Origin of the sequence: Enterococcus silesiacus (genome assembly GCF_001886225.1) — a bacterium.
GTDB classification, from domain to species: Bacteria; Bacillota; Bacilli; order Lactobacillales; family Enterococcaceae; genus Enterococcus_L; species Enterococcus_L silesiacus.
Genome location: NZ_JXLC01000030.1, coordinates 26,268 through 47,236, shown reverse-complemented (window position 1 = coordinate 47,236; position 20,969 = coordinate 26,268). Strand labels below are relative to the sequence as shown.

The window sequence follows — 20,969 nt, the reverse complement described above, 5'->3', positions numbered from 1 at the left end:
TGTAACGCCTTGAAACTGAAAAAGGTTGTTCATAAGGCTTTAGCAAAAATTACATTTTCAGGAGGAGATAAAAATGCAAAGAAAAGAAGTCGTTGATGCAGTCACAATGAAACGCGCATTAACAAGAATTACGTATGAAATCATTGAAAGAAATAAAGGAATCCAAGATATCGTTTTGGTAGGGATCAAAACCCGTGGAATCTACATCGCTCAGCGAATCGCTGAACGTTTAAAACAACTGGAAAATATTGAAGTCCCAGTAGGTGAGTTGGATATTACGTTGTACCGCGACGATATGGACGGACAATCAATGAAAGAACGTTCATTAGAAGAACCAGAACTACACTCGTCTGATATCCCCGTTTCATTAGAAGGCAAAGAAGTGATTTTGATCGATGACGTTCTTTTTACAGGACGAACGATCCGAGCAGCAATGGATGCCGTAATGGATCTTGGTCGACCTAGAAAAATTTCATTAGCAGTCTTGGTGGATAGAGGACATAGAGAACTTCCGATTAGAGCGGATTATGTTGGGAAAAATATTCCGACTTCAATGGCAGAAGAAATCATTGTTGAAGTGGAAGAAAAAGATGGCGCAGATCGGATTTTGATCGCAAGTACAGAAGAGTAGTCAAATACAATAGCAAAGATAGGGTAGGTTGAGATGACAGAAAAAGAATTTCGCAATGAAGAAGCAGTGCTAGATATTCACGATAGACCAAAGACAGCACATTGGATCGGTTTAAGTTTACAGCATTTATTTACAATGTTCGGTGCCACAGTTTTAGTGCCAATTTTAGTAGGAATCGATCCAGGAATTGCCTTAGTCAGTTCGGGGCTTGGAACGATCGTCTACTTATTCGTAACGAAAGGAAAAATTCCAGCTTATCTTGGAAGTAGCTTCGCATTTATCGCAGCGATGCAGATGTTGATGAAAAGTGATGGCTATCCGGCAATCGCTCAAGGTGCAATCACAACAGGTTTGGTTTACGTGATCGTGTCGATCATCATAAGTAAAATCGGTTCAGCTTGGTTAGATAAAATCTTACCACCAATCGTAGTAGGACCGGTAGTCATGGTTATTGGATTAGGGCTTGCTTCCAATGCTGCTAATAATGCTATGTTCAACAACGGAGAGTATGACTTTAAATTCATCGCAGTTGCTTTAATTACACTTGGATTAACAATCTTTTATAACATGTTTTTCAAAGGATTTCTCGGCTTGATTCCAATTTTACTGGGAATCGTCAGTGGGTATCTCGTTGCGTTGTTATTTGGCATCGTAGACATCGAACCAATCAAAAATGCGGCTTGGTTTGCTATGCCAAACTTTGAAATACCTTTTGTTCAATACCAACCAAAGCTACATTTAAATGCTATCACAACAATGGCACCAATCGCATTTGTAACAATGACTGAGCATATCGGACACTTGATGGTTTTAAATAAATTAACGAAGCGAAACTTCTTCCAAGACCCAGGTTTATCAAAAACATTGATGGGTGACGGTGCTGCGCAAATCGTAGCTGGCTTAGTCGGTGGACCTCCTGTTACAAGTTATGGTGAAAATATCGGTGTTCTAGCAATTACACGAGTACACAGTGTCTTCGTTATTGCAGGAGCAGCAGTCTTCGCTGTTGGACTTGGTTTTGTTGGGAAATTAAGTGCCATCATTTTAAGTATCCCTGGTCCAGTTATCTCAGGTATCAGCTTCGTCTTATTCGGGGTAATTGCAGCCAGCGGGTTGAAAATCCTGATTGACAATCAAATCAACTTTGATAAGAAAAAGAATTTACTGATTGCCTCTGTGATCCTAGTTATCGGAATTGGCGGTTTAGTCTTTAAATTAGATACCTTTGAATTATCATCAATGGCATTAGCCACAGTCTTAGGAATTATTCTAAACCTGATTTTACCTGAAACTGCACGTAGTGAAGAAAAGTCTAACTAGCGAAGCGGAACGTTGTTACTATTGTTATCTAGCTTCGCAGGCTAACTCCTCGAAAAAAAGATAAAATCCGATTGTGGCGAAATGCGCCACCTTCTGATTTTCCTATTTTTCAGTCGGAGTTGAACGAGCCTGCTCAGTATTTGCTTTGAAACACAGTGAATAAAATGAACTGATGTTGAAAAGTACAAGGTGAAGCGAAGCGGAACGTTGTTACCTATATATAAGGAGGAAAACGAATGATCATCACATCTGAACGTATCAGTTTAAAACATCTTTTAACTGTCGAAGCATTAAGCGATCAAGAAGTTATGGGTTTGATCCATCGTGCGCAAGAGTTTAAACAAGGAGCGACCTGGCAGCCTGAGAAGAAACAATACTTTGCAACAAACTTGTTCTTTGAAAACAGTACGCGAACGCATAAGAGCTTTGATGTTGCCGAAAAAAAATTAGGGATCGAAGTGATCGAGTTTGAAGAGAGTATGAGCTCGGTAAAAAAAGGTGAGACGCTTTATGATACAGTGCTGACAATGTCAGCAATCGGAGTTGATGTGGCCGTCATTCGGCATGGAGAAGAAAATTATTATGATGAACTGATCCAAAGTAAAACGATTCAATGTTCAATCATTAACGGTGGAGATGGTAGTGGTCAACATCCCACCCAATGTCTACTAGATTTGATGACAATCTATGAAGAATTTAAACACTTTGAGGGATTAAAAATTGCGATCGTTGGTGATATTACGCATTCTAGAGTCGCCAAATCAAACATGCAGATGCTAAAAAGGCTAGGTGCGACGATCTTTTTCTCAGGACCAGAAGAGTGGTACGACAAGCAATTTGAAGCGTATGGACATTATATGCCTTTAGATGAAGTAGTTGAAACAGTCGATGTGATGATGCTGCTTAGAGTGCAGCATGAACGTCATGATGGATCTGAAATGTTTTCAAAAGAAGAGTACCATCAGCAATACGGTTTAACTGTTGAGCGAGCCAAACGACTTCAAAAGCATGCGGTCATTATGCATCCAGCGCCTGTCAATCGTGATGTTGAACTGGCAGATTCTTTAGTTGAAGGAATTCAATCCAGAATTATCCAACAGATGAGTAACGGCGTGTATATGAGAATGGCAATTTTAGAAGCAGTATTACATGGAAAGGCATAGGTGAACAACATGAAAACACTTATCAAAAATGGCAAAATCATAAAAAAAGACAATCAATTGATACCAGCAGAAATTTGGATTGAAGATGGCAAGATCAGAGCAATCGGAGAATTTTTTGAAGAAAGTACCTTTGAAAAAGTCTATGATGCTAAAGGACAACTGATAGCGCCAGGATTAGTTGACGTGCATGTTCATCTAAGAGAACCGGGCTTTACTTATAAAGAAACGATCGAAACGGGGAGTAAATCAGCTGCAAGAGGCGGATATACAACTGTTTGCGCGATGCCTAACCTAAATCCTGTACCTGATACTGCAGAAAAATTAAAAGAGGTTTATGAAATCATTGAAAAAAACGCTGTGGTAAAAGTGCTACAATATGCGCCAATCACAGAAGAACTACGAAGTGAAACATTAACCGATCAAAAAGCCTTAAAAGAAGTTGGCGCTTTTGCATTTACAAATGATGGTGTAGGTGTACAAACTGCAGGTACAATGTATCTTGCCATGAAAGAAGCTGCAGCAAATGGCATGGCGATCGTGGCTCATACAGAAGATGAGTCACTCCTTTTTGGCGGAGTGATGCATGAAGGAGAGATTTCGGAAAAATTAGGCTTACCAGGAATTTTAAGTTCTACGGAAGCTTCACAAATCGCTCGAGATGTTGTTTTAGCCGGTGAAACAGGCGTACATTACCATGTCTGCCACGTTTCAACAAAAGAAAGTGTCCGTGTGATTCGTGATGCAAAACGTGCTGGAATTCATGTGACAGCCGAAGTTGCGCCGCATCACTTGATTTTGATCGATGAAGATATCCCAGAAGATAATGGTTTTTGGAAAATGAATCCGCCACTTAGAGCAGTATCTGATCGTGATGCCTTGATCGAAGGGCTAATGGATGGCACGATTGATTGTATCGCAACAGATCACGCGCCTCATGACTTAGAAGAAAAAAATCAAACTTTCTTAAAAGCACCATTCGGAATTGTAGGAAGCGAGACGGCATTCCAATTGATTTATACACACTTTGTTGAAACAGGAAAATTTACATTAGAGCAAGTAATCAATTGGATGGCAACAAAACCTGCTGAGATTTTTGGTTTAGATGCTGGGACACTGACAATCGGTGCTCAAGCAGACATCGCAGTTTTTGATTTAGAGTTGGAAGAGGCCATTAATGACAAAGACTTTGAATCAATGGGCGTCAACACCCCATTTGTTGGCTGGAAAGTTAAGGGAAATACATTAATGACGTTTGTTGATGGGCAATCAGCTTGGTCTAAGGGAGATGCATAATTTTGAAGCGACTATTGATACTAGAAGACGGAACCGTTTTTGAAGGAAAAGCGCTTGGGGCAGATGTTAATGTTGTTGGAGAAGTTGTCTTTACAACTAGCATGACAGGCTATCAAGAAACAATCACTGATCAAAGTTTCAATGGTCAAATTATTACATTTACCTATCCAATGGTTGGTAATTATGGTGTCAATCGCGATGATTATGAGTCAATCTCCCCAACGTGTAAAGGTGTAGTTGTCAAAGAACATGCCCGACTTGCTTCAAACTGGCGTGCTCAAATGACATTGGATGAATTCTTGAAAAGAAAAGGAATTCCAGGCATTTCAGGAATTGACACGCGTGCGCTAACAAGAAAACTGCGCTCCGTTGGAACAATGAAAGCTGCTTTTGTTGATGCAGATGATGATTTAACTCATGAATTTGATCAGCTAAAAGCAACGGTTTTGCCTAAAAATCAAGTAGCTCAAGTATCAACAACAAAACCATACCCAAGTCCAGGCATCGGCCGTAATGTAGTTGTGGTTGATTTCGGTTTGAAGCATAGTATTTTAAGGGAGTTATCAAAACGTCATTGTAACTTGACTGTTTTACCATACAACACAACGGCTGAAATGATTTTAGAGCTTTCGCCAGATGGCGTGATGTTAACAAATGGACCAGGAGATCCTAAAGATGTGCCAGAAGCAATTGAAATGATTCAAGCTATTCAAGGAAAAGTACCAATTTTCGGAATTTGTCTTGGGCATCAACTATTTGCTTTAGCGAATGGAGCAGATACCTACAAAATGAAGTTTGGTCATCGGGGATTAAATCATCCTGTTAGAGAAATTGCAACAGGAAGAATCGATTTTACTTCACAAAATCATGGCTATGCTGTCGATGAAACAACGGTCGATCCTGAAAAGTTATTAGTGACCCACGTGGAAGTAAATGATGGTTCTGTTGAAGGCGTAAGACATCGTCAATACCCAGCTTTTACAGTGCAATATCATCCTGATGCGGCGCCAGGTCCGCACGATGGACTTCATTTGTTTGATGAATTTATGGAATTAATGGATGCATGGAAGGAGCAAGACTAATGCCAAAAAGAACAGATATCAAAAAAATCATGGTTATCGGTTCAGGTCCAATCATTATTGGACAAGCCGCAGAATTTGACTATGCCGGTACACAGGCTTGTCTTGCTTTAAGAGAAGAAGGATATGAAGTTGTTTTGGTCAACTCAAATCCAGCAACGATAATGACAGATAAAGAAATTGCAGATCAAGTGTATATTGAACCCATCACGCTAGAATTTGTTTCTCGTATTTTACGAAAAGAACGTCCAGATGCATTATTGCCGACATTAGGTGGCCAAACAGGACTGAATATGGCAATGGAATTAGCAGCTTCTGGTATTTTAGATGAGTTGAAAGTGGAATTGTTAGGAACAAAATTAGACGCGATCGATCAAGCAGAGGATCGTGACTTATTCAAGAAATTAATGGAGGACTTAGATCAGCCAATTCCTGAAAGTGAAATCGTCAATACTGTTGAGCAAGCCGTAGCGTTTGCCAATACAATTGGTTATCCAATCATTGTACGTCCTGCATTTACCTTAGGTGGTACAGGCGGTGGCATGTGCGATAATGAAGAAGAACTGCGAATCATCGCTGAAAACGGTCTGAAATTATCTCCTGCTACTCAGTGCTTGATTGAAAAAAGTATCGCCGGATTTAAAGAAATCGAATATGAAGTGATGCGTGATTCTGCTGATAATGCAATCGTTGTTTGTAACATGGAAAATTTCGATCCAGTTGGAATTCATACAGGTGACTCGATAGTATTTGCACCAAGTCAAACGCTATCTGATCATGAATATCAAATGCTTCGCGATGCTTCTTTAAAAATCATTAGAGCGTTAAAAATAGAGGGCGGCTGTAATGTTCAATTAGCTTTAGATCCGCATAGTTTCAATTATTACGTGATTGAAGTCAATCCACGTGTTTCCCGCTCCTCAGCATTAGCGAGTAAAGCAACAGGCTATCCAATCGCTAAATTGGCTGCAAAAATTGCTGTAGGTCTAACGCTTGATGAAATGAAAAATCCAGTCACAGAAACGACTTATGCAGAGTTTGAGCCAGCATTGGATTATGTTGTTGCAAAAATCCCGCGCTGGCCATTTGATAAGTTTGAAAAAGGTGAACGCCGTTTAGGGACTCAAATGAAAGCCACTGGCGAGGTCATGGCAATCGGTCGTAACATTGAGGAGTCGCTATTAAAAGCAGTGCGTTCTCTTGAAATCGGTGCCTATCACAATGAACTGAAAGAAATACAAGAGGTCAGTGATGAGTTATTGACTGAAAAAATCGTGAAAGCTCAAGATGATCGATTATTTTATCTATCAGAAGCGATTCGTCGAGGTTTCACAATCGAAGATTTAGCCATGCTTACCAAAATTGATTTATTCTTCCTAGATAAACTACTTCACATTTTTGAGTTGGAAACCGCATTAGCAAATAACATCAAAGATGTCGAACTTTTAAAAGAAGCCAAACAAAACGGGTTTACCGATAGAAAAATTGCTGAACTATGGCAGTTGAACGAGCAAGCCGTTGCAGACTATCGTCACGAACAAAAAATTCTTCCTGTTTATAAAATGGTTGATACCTGTGCTGCAGAGTTTGAATCTCAAACACCGTATTTTTACAGCACTTATGAATATGAAAACGAAAGTATTCGCTCGGAGAAACCATCTGTACTAGTTCTGGGTTCAGGACCAATCAGAATTGGGCAAGGTGTGGAATTTGACTATGCAACAGTTCACTCAGTAAAAGCAATCCAAGAAGCAGGCTATGAAGCAATCATTATGAATAGTAATCCTGAAACAGTGTCAACAGACTTCTCGATTTCAGATAAACTTTATTTTGAACCATTAACATTAGAAGACGTGATGAATGTGATCGAATTAGAACAACCAACTGGAGTGATCGTTCAATTTGGTGGTCAAACGGCCATTAATTTAGCTGAGCCATTAGTGAAACAGGGTGTGAAAATTTTAGGGACATCGATTGAAGATTTAGATCGAGCTGAAAATCGTGATTTATTTGAGCAAGCATTGCAGGCACTAGATATTCCTCAGCCGCCAGGAGATACTGCAACGAGCGCCAAAGAAGCGGTGGCAGTAGCCAATAAAATCGGTTATCCTGTCTTAGTTCGTCCTAGCTATGTCCTTGGCGGACGAGCAATGGAAATTGTTGAGAATCAAAAAGACCTAGAAGATTATATGCGTAACGCCGTAAAAGCTTCACCTGAACATCCAGTATTAGTTGATAGCTACTTATTAGGTAAGGAATGTGAAGTTGATGCAATTTGTGATGGTCAGACAGTCTTGATTCCAGGTATTATGGAACATATTGAACGTGCAGGAGTCCATTCAGGAGATTCAATGGCCGTTTATCCACCACAAACTTTAGCGAAAGAGATTCAACAAACGATTGCTGATTATACAAGAAAACTGGCAATTGGTTTAAATTGTATCGGTATGATGAATATTCAATTTGTTATTCACGAGGAAAAAGTTTATGTGATCGAGGTCAATCCTCGAGCAAGTCGAACAGTGCCATTTTTAAGTAAAATCACAGGAATTCCAATGGCTCAAATAGCAACAAAAGCCATTCTTGGTAAAAAACTGACAGATTTAGGCTATCAAGATGGGCTATATCCTGAAAGCAAACAAGTACACATCAAGGCGCCAGTCTTCTCATTCACTAAACTCCAAAAAGTCGACACATACTTAGGTCCTGAAATGAAATCAACAGGTGAAGTAATGGGTTCTGACTATAGTCTAGAAAAAGCATTATATAAAGCTTTCGAAGCTTCAGGATTACACGTGCCAAGTTTCGGCGCAGTCTTGTTCACTATAGCTGATGAAACGAAGGAAGAAGCGCTAACTTTAGCAAAACGCTTCAACAAAATCGGTTATAGCTTGGTTGCAACAAAAGGTACAGCAGATTTCCTAGCACAAAATGGATTGTCAGTGAAAACCGTTCTTAAAATAAATCAAGGCGGGGAAACGGTTCTAGACCTGATTCGCCACGGTGAAGCTCAAGTTGTTGTGAATACAATGGATAAAAATCGTTCAGATCTAAATCAAGATGGATTTATGATTCGTCGTGAAGCTGTAGAACATGGCGTTCCATTGTTTACTTCATTAGACACAGCTGAAGCGATCCTGAAAGTACTTGAATCACGAGCATTTTCAACTGAGTCTATCTAAATTTAAATAAACAGTGAGAAAAAAGCAGACCTTTTGGGACGTAAGAGAAGATAGAGGCTTTTTTCTCAACCACATGTTGTAAAGGAGTGGAATGAATGAAACAGGAAATAATGACGATCATCTCTCAACAACAATTAGCGCCTAGAATATTCCAAATGACTTTGACAGGTGATTTAGTCAATGAAATGGAAAAACCTGGTCAGTTTATCCATATAAAAGTTCCTAGGGCAGATATGCTTTTAAGAAGACCAATCAGTATTAATCAAATAAATAAAGAAGCAAAGACCTGTACGATCATTTATCGAACAGAAGGTGATGGAACCAAAGTTTTTGCCGAACTTTCAACAGGTGATACATTAGATGTTATGGGGCCATTAGGCAATGGTTTTGACGTTGATTGTTTGACTGCTGGACAAAAAGCCTATGTGATTGGTGGTGGGATTGGGATTCCGCCAATGTACGAGCTGTCCAAGCAATTAAAGCAAAAAGGAATCGAAGTTGTTCATTTTCTTGGCTATGCTTCTAAAGAAGTCGTCTATTTTCAAGATGAATTTATCGCTTTAGGGGATACGCGTTTTGCGACTGACGATGGTTCATTTGGCGTTGAAGGAAATGTTGGTAATCTTTTATTGGATGCGGTTCAAAAAGAGCAGCCTGATGCAGTATATGCTTGTGGAGCCAATGGAATGTTAAAAATGGTCGCACAAGTATTTTCTGACAACCCCAATGTTTTTCTTTCTCTAGAGCAACGAATGGCCTGCGGCATGGGCGCGTGCTACGCTTGCGTGTGTCATGTGCCAGATGACGAAACTGGCACAAAAAGTGTCAAAGTATGTGATGAAGGGCCGATTTTTAGAGCCAGCGAGGTGGTATTATGATGAAAAATCCGTTAGCAATCAGTATACCTGGTTTAGAATTAAAAAATCCGATTATGCCTGCTAGTGGTTGTTTTGGGTTTGGTGAGGAATATGCTAAATATTATGATCTAGGAAAACTTGGTTCGATCATGATCAAAGCAACGACGCCGCAAGCACGTTTTGGTAACGCAACACCAAGAGTGGCAGAAACACCGAGTGGCATGCTAAATGCGATTGGCTTACAAAATCCAGGTTTGGATGTAGTCATGAATACAAAACTCCCTGCTTTAGAAGCATACGATGTACCGATTATTGCTAATGTTGCCGGAGCCTGTGAAGAAGATTATGTTGAAGTCTGCAGTAAAATTGGGGATGCCCCGAATGTTAAGGCAATCGAGCTAAATATTTCGTGTCCAAATGTAAAACATGGTGGTATTGCTTTTGGAACAGATCCAGATGTGGCTTTTCAATTAACGCAAGCAGTGAAAAAAGTGGCAAAAGTGCCAATTTATGTGAAACTCTCTCCAAATGTGACGGACATCGTGCCAGTTGCTCAAGCAATTGAAGCAGGTGGCGCAGATGGTTTTTCGATGATCAACACATTGTTAGGGATGCGAATTGATTTAAAAACTCGTCGTCCGATTTTAGCTAATCAAACAGGTGGCTTGTCAGGTCCTGCAATCAAGCCAGTTGCCATTCGCTTGATTCATCAGGTTTCTCACATTTCTAACTTGCCGATTATCGGTATGGGTGGTGTTCAAACAGTAGATGATGTTTTAGAGATGTTTATGGCTGGAGCGAGTGCGGTGGCTGTTGGAACGGCTAATTTTACAGATCCGTATATTTGCCCTAAATTAATTGATGAGTTACCTAAAAGAATGGCAGAACTGGGCATCGAATCACTGGAACAACTAATCAAAGACGTTCGGGAGGAAAAAAATCTATGAGTCAACGACCAATCATCGCTTTAGATTTTCCTTCAAAAATAGAAGTAGAAGATTTTTTAGCTAAATTCCCTAAAGAAGAATCCTTATTTGTTAAAGTAGGAATGGAACTGTTTTATCAAGAAGGACCAGAGATCGTCCGTTGGTTGAAAGGATTAGGTCATGCTGTTTTTCTTGATCTAAAATTACATGATATTCCAAATACAGTTGAAAAATCAATGATCGGTCTGGCTAAACTTGGTGTCGATATCACGAATGTCCATGCGGCTGGCGGCATCACGATGATGCAAGCGGCAAAGAAAGGTCTAGCAAAAGGAACACAAACTGGAGCCAAAACACCTATTTTAATTGCTGTGACCCAACTTACGTCAACAAGTGAAAAAGAGATGCAACAAGATCAATTGATTGAGGTGCCTTTAAAGGAAAGCGTGATCCACTATGCGAAATGTACCGAAAAAGCAGGGCTGGACGGTGTCGTTTGTTCTGCATTAGAAGCCTCTGACATTCACAAGGCGACAAGTGATGCATTTGTGTGTTTAACTCCAGGAATCCGTCAAAGTGGCAGTGAAGTTGGGGATCAACAACGTGTTGTGACGCCAACTGATGCTAGAAAAATCGGTTCAACATATATTGTAGTTGGCCGACCAATCACACAAGCTAAGGAACCTTATAAAGCATACCGACAAATAAAAAATGAGTGGAATGGAGCAAACAAATGACAGAATCAGCAAAAAAAATTGCCAAAGATTTATTGGAAATCGAAGCCGTCTTTTTAAGCCCAAATGAACCATTTACATGGGCGAGCGGCATCAAGAGTCCAATTTATTGTGATAACCGAATTACCATGAGTTACCCGGTTGTACGTAAAGACATTGCTAAAGGTTTAGCAGAGAAAATCAAAGCCACTTATCCAGATGTGCAAGTCATTGCAGGAACAGCAACAGCTGGGATTCCTCATGCCGCTTGGGTAGCAGATATTTTAGATTTACCAATGGTTTATATTCGCAGTAAAGCGAAAGAACATGGGAAAGGTAATCAAATTGAAGGGCGTATTTTTAAAGGCCAAAAAATGGTTGTGATCGAAGACTTGATTTCGACTGGAGGCAGTGTATTAGAAGCCTCTGCTGCAGCACAACGTGAGGGTGCTGATGTTCTTGGTGTGGCAGCGATCTTTACTTATGAATTGCCAAAAGGGAAAGCCCAATTTGAAGAGCACAAGATGGATTTGATTACCTTGACGAACTATTCAACATTGATCGATGCAGCGTTAGAATCGAACTATATTGAAGAGAAAGATGTCGCACTATTAAAAGAGTGGAAACAAGATCCTGAAAATTGGTTAAATAAATAGTACGTACTATAAAAAGTATAATTTTTGATCGTTGATTCAAAAGTTATGCTTTTTTCTTGATCGCTCGATTTATTCAGATATGTTATAATTTGAAGTAAAAAAGAACAAAGCAGTTATTGAAAATTGACTGTTAATAATAATTAGTATACAGTTATTCAAACGATAAAATCAGAAGGTGGGGTTTGATGAAAAATATTCGAAATATGGACGTGGAATGGGGATACGAAGGAGAGCGTGGACCAGAACATTGGCATACACTTTGTGACTGGTTTTCACTTGGAGCTAAGTACCCGTACCAATCACCCGTCAATCTATCAAAAAATTTAATCAATGGCGATGCCACGAATAGAGCAATTGATTTTTGTTATAAAACGGAAGAATTTACAGAAAAAGAATTTAAAAATACGTTTCACTTTGTTCCACCGAATACGGAAAGCTATATCGTTTTTGAAGATGAAAAGTATTATTTGACTGATATTCACTTTCATACACCAAGCGAGCATACGTTTGATGGAGAACATTCACCTTTGGAATTTCATCTTGTTCATATGAATAATTCTGGTGATAATTTGGTTGTTGGGTGCCTGTTTACGATTACAGCACAGGAAAATAAATTTTCAAAAAATCAGACTACCCTTGAATGGAACGCAGAAACCCATCAGCAATGGTTTAATCCTTCGATTTTTTTACCTGAGCAAAAATCACATTTTCATTATTTGGGCTCACTCACTACGCCGCCGACAAAAGGACCTGTTCATTGGTTTGTATTTGATTCTATTCAACAAATGGACCGTGACTTCTTCGAACGAATCGACGAAGGGATGTTGTCATTCAATAATCGTCCTGTCCAAGCATTAAATGGGCGTAAAATTTATTTTTCTGAATAAAACGGAGGATATCGATGAATATTCAACAGATGAAATATGTGGTAGCTGTTGCGAACAATGGTAGTTTTCGGGAAGCAGCGAAGAAACTTTTTATCACCCAACCAAGTCTTTCTAATGGGATTCGTGAATTAGAAGAGGAAATTGGGGTAACGTTATTTATACGTACGAATAAAGGTGCTTCTCTGACAGAAGAAGGATTGACCTTTTTAGAGCACGCAGAAAAAATATTGACCCAAATGGAAATGATTGAAAATCGTTATCAAGAAGTGACGAAAAGTGAGCGTTTTTCGATTTCTTCTCAACATTATGATTTCTTGGGTGAGGTCATAGGAAAAGTGATTCAGCAATTCAAAGACCAATATAAAAATTTTCGCGTATTTGAAACAACCACACTAAAAGTGATTGAAGATGTGAAAAGTTATCATAGCGAACTAGGTATTATCTATTTAAATAGTCAGAATCAATCTGGAATCGAACGCTATTTAGAGCAAGCGAACTTAACCTACGAAGTTATTGGAAGCTTCAAAACACATATCTTTCTTGGTAAAAATCATCCTTTAGCTAAGCAAAAGGAAATTGAATTAGAACAGCTCTGTTGTTATCCTCAAGTTCGGTTTACCCAAGAAGGGAGTAACTTTGCCTATTTTTCAGAAGATCTGATTGAAAATCAAGAACAAGAAACAGTGATCTATACAAATGATCGAGGAACTTTGATGAATTTACTGGTAGAGACAGATGCCTATGCTTCAGGCTCAGGTGTTGTGACAGGTTTTACTAAAAAAGAAATTCGTTTGGTTCCATTGGCAGATAGTACGAATAATAAAATCTGTGTCCTCTATCAAAAAAATAAGACGATCAGTATGATTGGCCAATTTTTCATAAAAGAACTGAAACAGTTGTTTTAAAGGAACAGTAATATAACTAAGAATGAAATAAGTTTGACTATGTTTAATTAAAATAATAACTCCAAGATATCCGGTTTCTTGGAGTTATTTCAATTACGCTTTATTCCTGTCTAAATAGCTACTTAGCAATTGATACACCTGTTCCATTTCTTCTTGTGTCCCGATCGAAATGCGTAAGTAATTGTTCAAACGTTGGATTTCTGGAAAATAACGGACAAAGACATTCTGTGTTTCTAAATAATCATACAGCTTTTTGATTTTTAAATCTGGATGGGTCATCAATACAAAATTTGTTTTTGAAAACAATGAAGAAAAACCTGAGTTCTCAATTTTTTTTGCAAACCATTCTCTTGTTTCACAAATTTTTCTAGTGATTCCTACGTAATACTCTTCATCTTCAACGGCAGCAGTCGCTAATTTTTCAGCCAACCTATCAACAGAATAGGGATTGAAGGATGACTTAATACTTGCTGCAATTTGAATATAGGGTGGATTGCCAATGGCATAACCAACTCTTAAACCTGCTAAAGAATTTGATTTTGAAAATGTTCGTATAATGATCAGGTTTGGGTAACTATCTAAAAGTGTGACAGCAGATTGATCGGCAAAATCAATATAAGCTTCATCGATGATTACAATAACTTCTTGATTTTCTTTTAGTATACGTTCGATTTCTGCAAGAGGTTTGAATAAACCTGTAGGTGCATTGGGATTAGCTATGATTATACCGCCGTTTAGCTGTTTGTAGTCTTCTTCAACTAGTTCGAACTGATTGTTTAACGGTATCTCTTTAAATGGAATTTGAAATAAATCAGCCCAAACTTTATAAAATCCATACGTAATATCTGGAAATAAAATTGGATCAGGACTATTGAAAAAAGCGAGGAAACAAAAAGCTAAGACTTCATCTGAACCGTTACCGATTAAGAAATGATCAGGAGATAAGTTGTGCTTCACTCCTAAAGCTTTTTTTAAAGAGAGGGTATCAATGGAGCTGTAACGTTTTAATTGCCCAACATCGAAATTTCTTAATACCTCGGCGACTTTTTGGGACGGTGGATAGGGATTTTCATTAGTATTTAACTTGATCATATCCGAATAATTTGGCTGTTCTCCCGGAACATAAGGTGTAATCTTTCGAATACCTTTCATCTGGCTCTCTCCCTTCATTTCACTTAACTATAAAGAAGAGGAGAGGCTTTCGCAAGAGTAAAATGTGAATTTAGAAAGAAAAAACAGGGAATTGAAATACAAATTTCATTTTAAGCGGAATTATGCTATTATAATTCCATTAAGAAAAATAACATTGGAACACAATGATTCGATTAGATAAGAGGGGATGGTTTGATGGATTTAACAAAAAGATTTAACAAACGAGTAGATAAAATCGCTGTTTCGATGATTCGCCAATTCGACGAGCAAGTAACAGATATCGAAGGAATCATAAAATTAACGTTAGGAGAGCCAGATTTTAACACCCCGGAACATGTAAAAACAGCTGCTCATGATGCAATTAAAGCTAATTTTTCACATTATTCTGGTATGTCAGGTTTGACTGATGTTCGCGAAGCAGCCACATTTTTTATGAAAGAAAAATATGGTGTTAGCTATCAACCAGCTTCTGAAGTCTTAGTAACAGTAGGTGCAACCGAGGCAATTTCAGCAAGTTTATTAGCTATTTTGGAACCAGGTGATAAAGTCTTGATGCCGGCACCAATATACCCGGGGTACGAACCGGTAATAACGTTAGCTCAAGCAGAACCTATTTATATTGACACTACTTCAAACCATTTTGTTTTGACCCCTGCGATGATTGAAGCGGCAATGTTGGAGCATGGTGATCAAGTTAAAGCAATCATTCTAAATTATCCAAGTAATCCAACTGGGGTGACGTATAATCGTGAAGAAGTGAAAGCAATTGCAGCTGTACTGAAAAATTATCCGATTTTCGTAATCAGTGATGAGATATACAGTGAATTGACCTATGAAGATCAGCACGTATCAATTGCGGAGTTTATTCCAGAACAAACGATTTTGATCAATGGTTTATCAAAATCACACGCGATGACTGGTTGGCGGATTGGATTTATCTTTGGTCCTGAAAAATTGATTGCTGAAATAATCAAAGTACATCAATATTTAGTGACAGCAGCGTCCACCATTTCTCAAAAAGCTGCCGTTAGGGCATTAGTTGAGGGGATGAACGATGCGGCTGTGATGAAAGAAGAATATCGTGAGCGCCGAGATTTTGTTTATGAACAAATGACTTCTTTTGGCTTTGAAGTCGCTCGACCGAATGGCGCATTTTATATTTTTGCTAAAATTCCTAAAGGTTATGAACAAGATTCAATGAAGTTTTGTGTGGCGCTTGCGCATGAACAAGCAGTTGCAATTATTCCAGGAGTGGCATTCGGGAAAGAAGCGGAAGGATATGTCCGTATCAGCTATGCGGCAGATTTAGCTACTTTAAAAGAAGCGATGAAACGAATCGGTTATTATATCAAAGAAAACAGTTAAACGAGCAGTCGTTTGACTGTTTTCTTTCTCAACATAACCTTTACATTCCTTTACTCATTATTTACAGAACGTTGAAACAGAATTAACACACCGCTGTTAAACTGATCTTGTAACTAATTGAAAAGGACGTGTAAAGATGAAGAAACGTTTATTATCAGCAATTGTATTAAGTGTAGGACTTTTAGTCGCAGGATGCGGCAATCAAGGAGCCGCGACTAGTGATAGTAGTAATAAATCAAAAGATAGTGGTGCCAATAGCACTCAACCTGTTAAAATCGTAGCGGTAGGCTCAACGGCAGTACAGCCATTAGTGGATGCAGCGAAAGATCAATTTACAGCGGATCATCCAAATTATACGATTTCAGTACAAGGTGGCGGCAGCGGAACAGGACTTTCTCAAGTCTCCGATGGCGCTGTAACAATTGGTAATTCTGATGTTTTTGCCGAAGAAAAATCAGGTGTCGATGCGGCGAAACTGGTTGACCATCGTGTGGCAGTAGTTGGTATGGGGCCTGTTGTCAACAAAGACATCGGTGTGAAAAATATTACCAAACAAGAATTGATCGACATTTTTACTGGAAAGACCAAAAATTGGCAAGACTTAGGTGGTAAAGATCAAGAGATTGCTGTGATCAATCGTCCTAGCGGAAGTGGTACACGAGCAACCTTCGAAAAATGGGGTCTAGATGGGGCAACAGCTATCCAATCACAGGAGCAGGACTCTTCAGGAACAGTGCGCCAAATCGTTGCACAAACACCTGGAGCAATCAGTTATCTTGCTTTTTCATATATGGATGATTCAACAGTAGCCTTAAGCATTGATGATGTAAAACCAACTGAGGAAAATGTTGCAGATAATTCTTGGAAAATTTGGTCTTACGAACACATGTATACCAAAGGACAACCGGATGATGATGTTAAAGCGTTTTTAGATTTTATGCTGACAGATGATGTACAAGAAGGCGTTGTGAAAGAGTTGGGTTACTTACCAATGACCGCGATGAAAGTTGAAAGAGACGTTTCTGGAACAATCACTAAAAAATAAATTCTTCCCCTAAAGAGTCAAAAAGAGGCTAAACGTAAATAACGTCAGCCTTTTTTTGTTTACTAATTTTTTGGTAGCTTCACTGTAAAAGTTGATCCGAGACCTAAATGACTATCGATCGTTACCGTTCCACCTAATAATTCCGTATAATTGTGTACGATCGATAAGCCCAAACCAGTCCCACCAGAATGACGACTACGCGCTTTATCAACCCGATAGAAGCGTTCAAAAATCCGTTCCTGGTCTTCTAAGCTAATACCGATGCCTAAATCTTTCACTTCAAAAAAGAAGGTCTCAGCATAACCAAAATCGATTGTAATTATTCCATCTGATTTAGAATATTGAATCGCATTTTCAATCAAATTTTTAACGATTGGATAGAACAGTTCATATTTGGTCGTATAAGTTGTTGTTTCATCGCCAAGAATTTTGATCGTGAGCTGTTTTTCTTTGATTGTCTTGCGATACGAGCGTAGCAGCTCTTGTGTAAAAGGAAGTAAAACAACTTCTTGATCATCATAAGAGATATTTTTGCCATCCCGAGAAAGCTGCAAAATTTCTTGAATCAGTTGTTGCAGACGCAACGCATCTTTTTGCATGATTTCTAGAAATTGCGATAGTGTTTCAGGGTCATCTTTCGCTCCATCTAATAAAGTTTCCGTAAAGCCTAACAGAGAGGTAACAGGTGTTTTTAATTCATGCGAAACGTTACTAACAAAATCTTTTTGCATTTTTTCCAACTGTCTGACACGAGTCAAGTCATAAGCGATTCCAAGAACTTGATAGTCATTGCCATCTTCTTCTATAAATCTTAAAGACATATCTAAAATAGTTTCATTCAATGAATCAGTCAACTTGATTTCTTGATGTATCGAACTTTTTTCAGTGATGACTTGATGAATCAAATGGATCAGAGCGGGTTCATTAATCACCTCAAAATACTCTTTACCAGCATCCTTTTCAGCGATCATTAAAATATCCACCATTTTAGGATTGATCAGTTGCAATTTGCCGTCCACATCAATAATAAACACACCGATCATCAATTCATCCAATAAAGCATGAAATTGCTCTTCAGTGGAGGTATAAGCTAAATACGTTTGACTCATTTGCTGGCTCAAAAGATTGACTGTTTGATACAGTTCGTTCCATTCAGGAGAATCTTGAATGATCGAGCGGGCTTCATCCGGATATTTCACGATTTTTTTTAATACGGGTAGGACAGTCACGAGCGGTTCGTTTTTTTGATGCAGCAGTAGAAAAACAAATGCTGTAATAATCAAAAATAACAGCCCGAGAGTGAATAAAATATATCGTTTGAATGATTGGATACTATTGGAAAACTGTGTTGTTTCTTCTGACATGCGTAAGATACCGACCAGTTGTCCGTCTTTATCAACTGGCAAAGCTAAATAGAGCAATTCTTCTTTTAAAGTCGTACTTTTTCTCAAAGCAGAACCAAAATCAGCCCCTGAAAGAATCGCTTTTATTTCAGGTCTGTTATTTCTTGAGTCATGCAGTGTTGGATCGATACTATCATAGAAAATCGTTCCTTTCCCGTTCATTAACGTCAACCGCTCATTTTTGTCTGTTGAATAATGCTCAATGAGCTTTTTTTCTTGCTCTGAAAAGTGTTGCGTTAAAAACAAGTCGGGTGAGAGCTGATCGAGAATCAAGGTTCCCTTTTTTTGTAAGTACTCTTCTTGCTGTGATAATAATTCTTTTTTGAAAAAATAATTTGTTAAAAAAATACTGCCGACAAACAGGCCAAACATCACGATTCCGACGATCCAATATTCAAAACGTTGCCGTTTTTTCATTTTTTAGGCTCCTGAAAACGATAGCCAAATCCTCTAACTGTGGTCAAGTAAGCCGGACGCTTTGGATCGATTTCTATTTTATCTCTTAAATGACTGACATGCACATCAACAATGCGGCTTTGACCTGCAAAATCATAATTCCAAATTCGGTCTAGCAAAGTATCACGATCGATCACACGATCTTTCCGTTTGATAAAGTAGACAAGTAATTCAAATTCCTTTGGCGTCAGCTCGATTTTTTGACCTCGGACTGTCACTTCGTAATTTTGTTCGTCTACACTGATTTCACCTAAGACCAGTGGTGCTTTAGTGGCTTCCGTCATTTCTTCAGATTTATTTGAAACAGGTTTTAATCTTCGGAAAATAGCCTTCATTCGGGCTAAAACTTCTCTGGGACTAAATGGTTTGGTTAGATAGTCATCCGCACCGATTTCTAGTCCAATGATTTTATCAACTTGATCATCTTTAGCAGTCAAAATCAAAATGGGTGTATCGATTTTTTCTCTGCGCAGTGATTTCGTGATTTCTAAGCCATCCATATTCGGCAGCATAACATCTAAAATAATAAAATCAAATTGGTTAGACAAAGCCAACTCATAACCGACTGCTCCATCAACAGCTGTCATTACTTCATAGCCGTCTTTTTCTAAGTTAAATGTCAATAGCGTGACAATTGACGGTTCGTCATCAACGACTAGTACTTTCTTCATCTATTTAGCTCCTTTAAATACGAAATAAACACAAGGTTATTTTAGCACAGATTCACAGGTATCAAAAACTTTATGGAATGTTTCTAAAACTACTTTCAAAGCCAAAGAAATGGTATAATAATAAAGATTGAAATGAGGGAAGCAAATGATAGGAATCAGTGCATGTCTTGGTGGGGTTTGCTGCCGCTATGATGGACAAGCAAAAGAAATCACTGCCTTAAAACAATTAATAGCGAACGGTCAAGCAATCAGCGTCTGTCCTGAAGTTCTAGGTGGTTTACCAATTCCTAGAGAACCTGCTGAAATCAAAGGGGGAGATGGGTTTGATGTCTGGAATGATAAAGCCGTAGTCCTCACTAAAACAGGGGAAGATATGACCCAATCATTCAAACAAGGAGCGATCATTGCCTATCAAAAACTGGTTGAATACAATATCACAACAATTATTTTAAAAGAAAACAGTCCGTCCTGTGGCAGTAAGAGTATTTATGATGGTACCTTTTCAGGAAATCATCGTGATGGGATAGGTGTTGCTACGGCTTATTTTGTCTCCCAAGGACTTGAAGTGATTTCAGAAAATGATTGGCAATCTGTGATTGATCGTGAGGAATAAGGATGTCAGAAAGTGAAGTACTAAAAATTTTTGACAGAAATTATCAGCTAATCGGCACGGCAACACGGCAAGAGACTCATGCCCAAGGCCTTTGGCACGAAACCTTTCATTGTTGGTTTTATACAATGAAAGAAAATGAGCTGATTATCTATTTTCAAAAACGTTCATCCGTAAAGAAAGATTTTCCCAATCAATTGGACATTACAGCTGCTGGACACTTATTAGCGCAAGAAACTGTGATTGATGGTTTTAGAGAAGTACAAGAAGAATTAGGAATGGATATTTCGAGTGATCAGGCTCATTTTTTAGGTATTTTCCCTGTAGAAATCCATTTGGAGAATTTTATTGATAATGAATTTACGAATGTTTATTTGGTAGAACGAGAAATTTTATTAGGAGAATTTAAACTTCAGGAAGAGGAAGTAGCAAGTTTATTTCCGATCTCTTTAACGCTTTTAAAGAAATTGTTCACTGATCCAAGCGCTGAAGCTACTTTGACAGGCTATACTCAGGAAAATAAACAGCAAAAAATCATAACAGAACACTTCTCTAAAAAAGATTTTTGCGTAAATGCGCAAAGTTATTATGATCGATTGATCGAATCTTTTGAAAAAATCCTTGAAAATCAAATAAGAACTATTGACTAATCACT

19 protein-coding genes are annotated in these 20,969 nt (G+C 38.5%); 16 read left to right on the top strand and 3 right to left on the bottom strand.

The window, feature by feature from the left end; translation table 11 throughout:
* Positions 1–73 precede the first annotated feature (73 nt).
* The 12 genes from pyrR to RV15_RS16140 all read left to right on the top strand — a co-directional run bounded on the left by pyrR (position 74) and on the right by RV15_RS16140 (position 13,612).
* Positions 74–631, top strand: a complete 558-nt coding sequence (gene pyrR, locus RV15_RS16195; RefSeq protein WP_071879047.1) for a bifunctional pyr operon transcriptional regulator/uracil phosphoribosyltransferase PyrR — start codon at positions 74–76, stop codon at positions 629–631.
* A 33-nt stretch (positions 632–664) separates the two neighbouring features.
* On the top strand, positions 665–1,951 hold the full coding sequence (locus tag RV15_RS16190) for a solute carrier family 23 protein (protein ID WP_071879046.1): 1,287 nt from the start codon (positions 665–667) through the stop codon (positions 1,949–1,951).
* 236 nt (positions 1,952–2,187) lie between these two features.
* Complete coding sequence (locus RV15_RS16185; RefSeq protein WP_071879045.1) at positions 2,188–3,114, top strand: aspartate carbamoyltransferase catalytic subunit; 927 nt, start codon at positions 2,188–2,190, stop codon at positions 3,112–3,114.
* 9 nt (positions 3,115–3,123) lie between these two features.
* The gene (locus tag RV15_RS16180; protein WP_071879044.1) at positions 3,124–4,407 is read left to right on the top strand and encodes a dihydroorotase; all 1,284 of its coding nucleotides are present in this window, start codon (positions 3,124–3,126) and stop codon (positions 4,405–4,407) included.
* A gap of 2 nt (positions 4,408–4,409) precedes the next feature.
* Positions 4,410–5,489, top strand: a complete 1,080-nt coding sequence (locus tag RV15_RS16175; protein ID WP_071879043.1) for a carbamoyl phosphate synthase small subunit — start codon at positions 4,410–4,412, stop codon at positions 5,487–5,489.
* On the top strand, positions 5,489–8,668 hold the full coding sequence (gene carB / locus RV15_RS16170) for a carbamoyl-phosphate synthase large subunit (protein ID WP_071879042.1): 3,180 nt from the start codon (positions 5,489–5,491) through the stop codon (positions 8,666–8,668). The genes RV15_RS16175 and carB overlap by 1 nt, the downstream gene beginning before the upstream one ends.
* A gap of 95 nt (positions 8,669–8,763) precedes the next feature.
* Positions 8,764–9,546 (top strand): dihydroorotate dehydrogenase electron transfer subunit, encoded by a 783-nt coding sequence (locus tag RV15_RS16165; RefSeq protein ID WP_071879041.1) that lies wholly within the window; start codon positions 8,764–8,766, stop codon positions 9,544–9,546.
* Positions 9,543–10,472: a dihydroorotate dehydrogenase gene (locus RV15_RS16160; RefSeq protein WP_071879040.1), complete on the top strand. Its 930-nt coding sequence runs from the start codon at positions 9,543–9,545 to the stop codon at positions 10,470–10,472. Before RV15_RS16165 ends, RV15_RS16160 begins: the two co-directional genes overlap by 4 nt.
* The gene (gene pyrF / locus RV15_RS16155) at positions 10,469–11,188 is read left to right on the top strand and encodes an orotidine-5'-phosphate decarboxylase (protein WP_071879039.1); all 720 of its coding nucleotides are present in this window, start codon (positions 10,469–10,471) and stop codon (positions 11,186–11,188) included. Before RV15_RS16160 ends, pyrF begins: the two co-directional genes overlap by 4 nt.
* Complete coding sequence (gene pyrE, locus RV15_RS16150) at positions 11,185–11,820, top strand: orotate phosphoribosyltransferase (protein ID WP_071879038.1); 636 nt, start codon at positions 11,185–11,187, stop codon at positions 11,818–11,820. The genes pyrF and pyrE overlap by 4 nt, the downstream gene beginning before the upstream one ends.
* A gap of 185 nt (positions 11,821–12,005) precedes the next feature.
* A complete protein-coding gene (locus tag RV15_RS16145) occupies positions 12,006–12,707 on the top strand; it encodes a carbonic anhydrase (RefSeq protein WP_071879037.1) in 702 nt (233 codons plus the stop codon).
* A gap of 14 nt (positions 12,708–12,721) precedes the next feature.
* Positions 12,722–13,612, top strand: coding sequence for a LysR family transcriptional regulator (locus tag RV15_RS16140; RefSeq protein WP_071879036.1), 891 nt, complete (start codon positions 12,722–12,724; stop codon positions 13,610–13,612).
* Positions 13,613–13,705: 93 nt separating this feature from the next.
* On the opposite strand, the gene hisC is transcribed toward RV15_RS16140, so the two are convergent.
* Positions 13,706–14,764: a histidinol-phosphate transaminase gene (hisC, locus tag RV15_RS16135; RefSeq protein WP_071879035.1), complete on the bottom strand. Its 1,059-nt coding sequence runs from the start codon at positions 14,762–14,764 to the stop codon at positions 13,706–13,708.
* 195 nt (positions 14,765–14,959) lie between these two features.
* Between hisC and RV15_RS16130 the strand changes: the two genes are divergently transcribed.
* Together RV15_RS16130 and RV15_RS16125 are read left to right on the top strand one after the other, a co-directional pair.
* On the top strand, positions 14,960–16,129 hold the full coding sequence (locus RV15_RS16130; RefSeq protein WP_071879034.1) for a pyridoxal phosphate-dependent aminotransferase: 1,170 nt from the start codon (positions 14,960–14,962) through the stop codon (positions 16,127–16,129).
* 136 nt (positions 16,130–16,265) lie between these two features.
* Positions 16,266–17,174, top strand: coding sequence for a phosphate ABC transporter substrate-binding protein PstS family protein (locus RV15_RS16125; RefSeq protein WP_071879033.1), 909 nt, complete (start codon positions 16,266–16,268; stop codon positions 17,172–17,174).
* Positions 17,175–17,236: 62 nt separating this feature from the next.
* Here the strand turns inward: RV15_RS16125 and RV15_RS16120 are convergent, their stop codons facing one another.
* Entirely contained in the window at positions 17,237–18,994 is a 1,758-nt protein-coding gene (locus tag RV15_RS16120) for a sensor histidine kinase (protein ID WP_071879032.1), read from the bottom strand.
* Entirely contained in the window at positions 18,991–19,704 is a 714-nt protein-coding gene (locus RV15_RS16115) for a response regulator transcription factor (protein ID WP_071879031.1), read from the bottom strand. Before RV15_RS16115 ends, RV15_RS16120 begins: the two co-directional genes overlap by 4 nt.
* 145 nt (positions 19,705–19,849) lie before the next feature.
* On the opposite strand from RV15_RS16115, the gene RV15_RS16110 reads away from it, so the two are divergent.
* Entirely contained in the window at positions 19,850–20,317 is a 468-nt protein-coding gene (locus tag RV15_RS16110) for a 2-thiouracil desulfurase family protein (protein WP_071879030.1), read from the top strand.
* Positions 20,318–20,319: 2 nt separating this feature from the next.
* Positions 20,320–20,964 (top strand): NUDIX hydrolase, encoded by a 645-nt coding sequence (locus RV15_RS16105; RefSeq protein ID WP_071879029.1) that lies wholly within the window; start codon positions 20,320–20,322, stop codon positions 20,962–20,964.
* The last annotated feature ends 5 nt before the right edge of the window (positions 20,965–20,969 follow it).

Excerpts from the sequence above, each read along its gene's own strand:
- hisC (WP_071879035.1), bottom strand. The coding sequence starts at position 14,764 with ATGAAAGGTATTCGAAAGATTACACCTTATGTTCCGGGAGAACAGCCA.
- pyrF (WP_071879039.1), top strand. The coding sequence starts at position 10,469 with ATGAGTCAACGACCAATCATCGCTTTAGATTTTCCTTCAAAAATAGAA.
- carB (WP_071879042.1), top strand. The coding sequence starts at position 5,489 with ATGCCAAAAAGAACAGATATCAAAAAAATCATGGTTATCGGTTCAGGT.
- pyrE (WP_071879038.1), top strand. The coding sequence starts at position 11,185 with ATGACAGAATCAGCAAAAAAAATTGCCAAAGATTTATTGGAAATCGAA.
- RV15_RS16120 (WP_071879032.1), bottom strand. The coding sequence starts at position 18,994 with ATGAAAAAACGGCAACGTTTTGAATATTGGATCGTCGGAATCGTGATG.
- RV15_RS16140 (WP_071879036.1), top strand. The coding sequence starts at position 12,722 with ATGAATATTCAACAGATGAAATATGTGGTAGCTGTTGCGAACAATGGT.
- RV15_RS16115 (WP_071879031.1), bottom strand. The coding sequence starts at position 19,704 with ATGAAGAAAGTACTAGTCGTTGATGACGAACCGTCAATTGTCACGCTA.
- RV15_RS16180 (WP_071879044.1), top strand. The coding sequence starts at position 3,124 with ATGAAAACACTTATCAAAAATGGCAAAATCATAAAAAAAGACAATCAA.
- RV15_RS16145 (WP_071879037.1), top strand. The coding sequence starts at position 12,006 with ATGAAAAATATTCGAAATATGGACGTGGAATGGGGATACGAAGGAGAG.
- RV15_RS16165 (WP_071879041.1), top strand. The coding sequence starts at position 8,764 with ATGAAACAGGAAATAATGACGATCATCTCTCAACAACAATTAGCGCCT.
- RV15_RS16190 (WP_071879046.1), top strand. The coding sequence starts at position 665 with ATGACAGAAAAAGAATTTCGCAATGAAGAAGCAGTGCTAGATATTCAC.
- RV15_RS16160 (WP_071879040.1), top strand. The coding sequence starts at position 9,543 with ATGATGAAAAATCCGTTAGCAATCAGTATACCTGGTTTAGAATTAAAA.
- RV15_RS16105 (WP_071879029.1), top strand. The coding sequence starts at position 20,320 with ATGTCAGAAAGTGAAGTACTAAAAATTTTTGACAGAAATTATCAGCTA.
- RV15_RS16125 (WP_071879033.1), top strand. The coding sequence starts at position 16,266 with ATGAAGAAACGTTTATTATCAGCAATTGTATTAAGTGTAGGACTTTTA.
- RV15_RS16130 (WP_071879034.1), top strand. The coding sequence starts at position 14,960 with ATGGATTTAACAAAAAGATTTAACAAACGAGTAGATAAAATCGCTGTT.
- RV15_RS16185 (WP_071879045.1), top strand. The coding sequence starts at position 2,188 with ATGATCATCACATCTGAACGTATCAGTTTAAAACATCTTTTAACTGTC.
- pyrR (WP_071879047.1), top strand. The coding sequence starts at position 74 with ATGCAAAGAAAAGAAGTCGTTGATGCAGTCACAATGAAACGCGCATTA.
- RV15_RS16110 (WP_071879030.1), top strand. The coding sequence starts at position 19,850 with ATGATAGGAATCAGTGCATGTCTTGGTGGGGTTTGCTGCCGCTATGAT.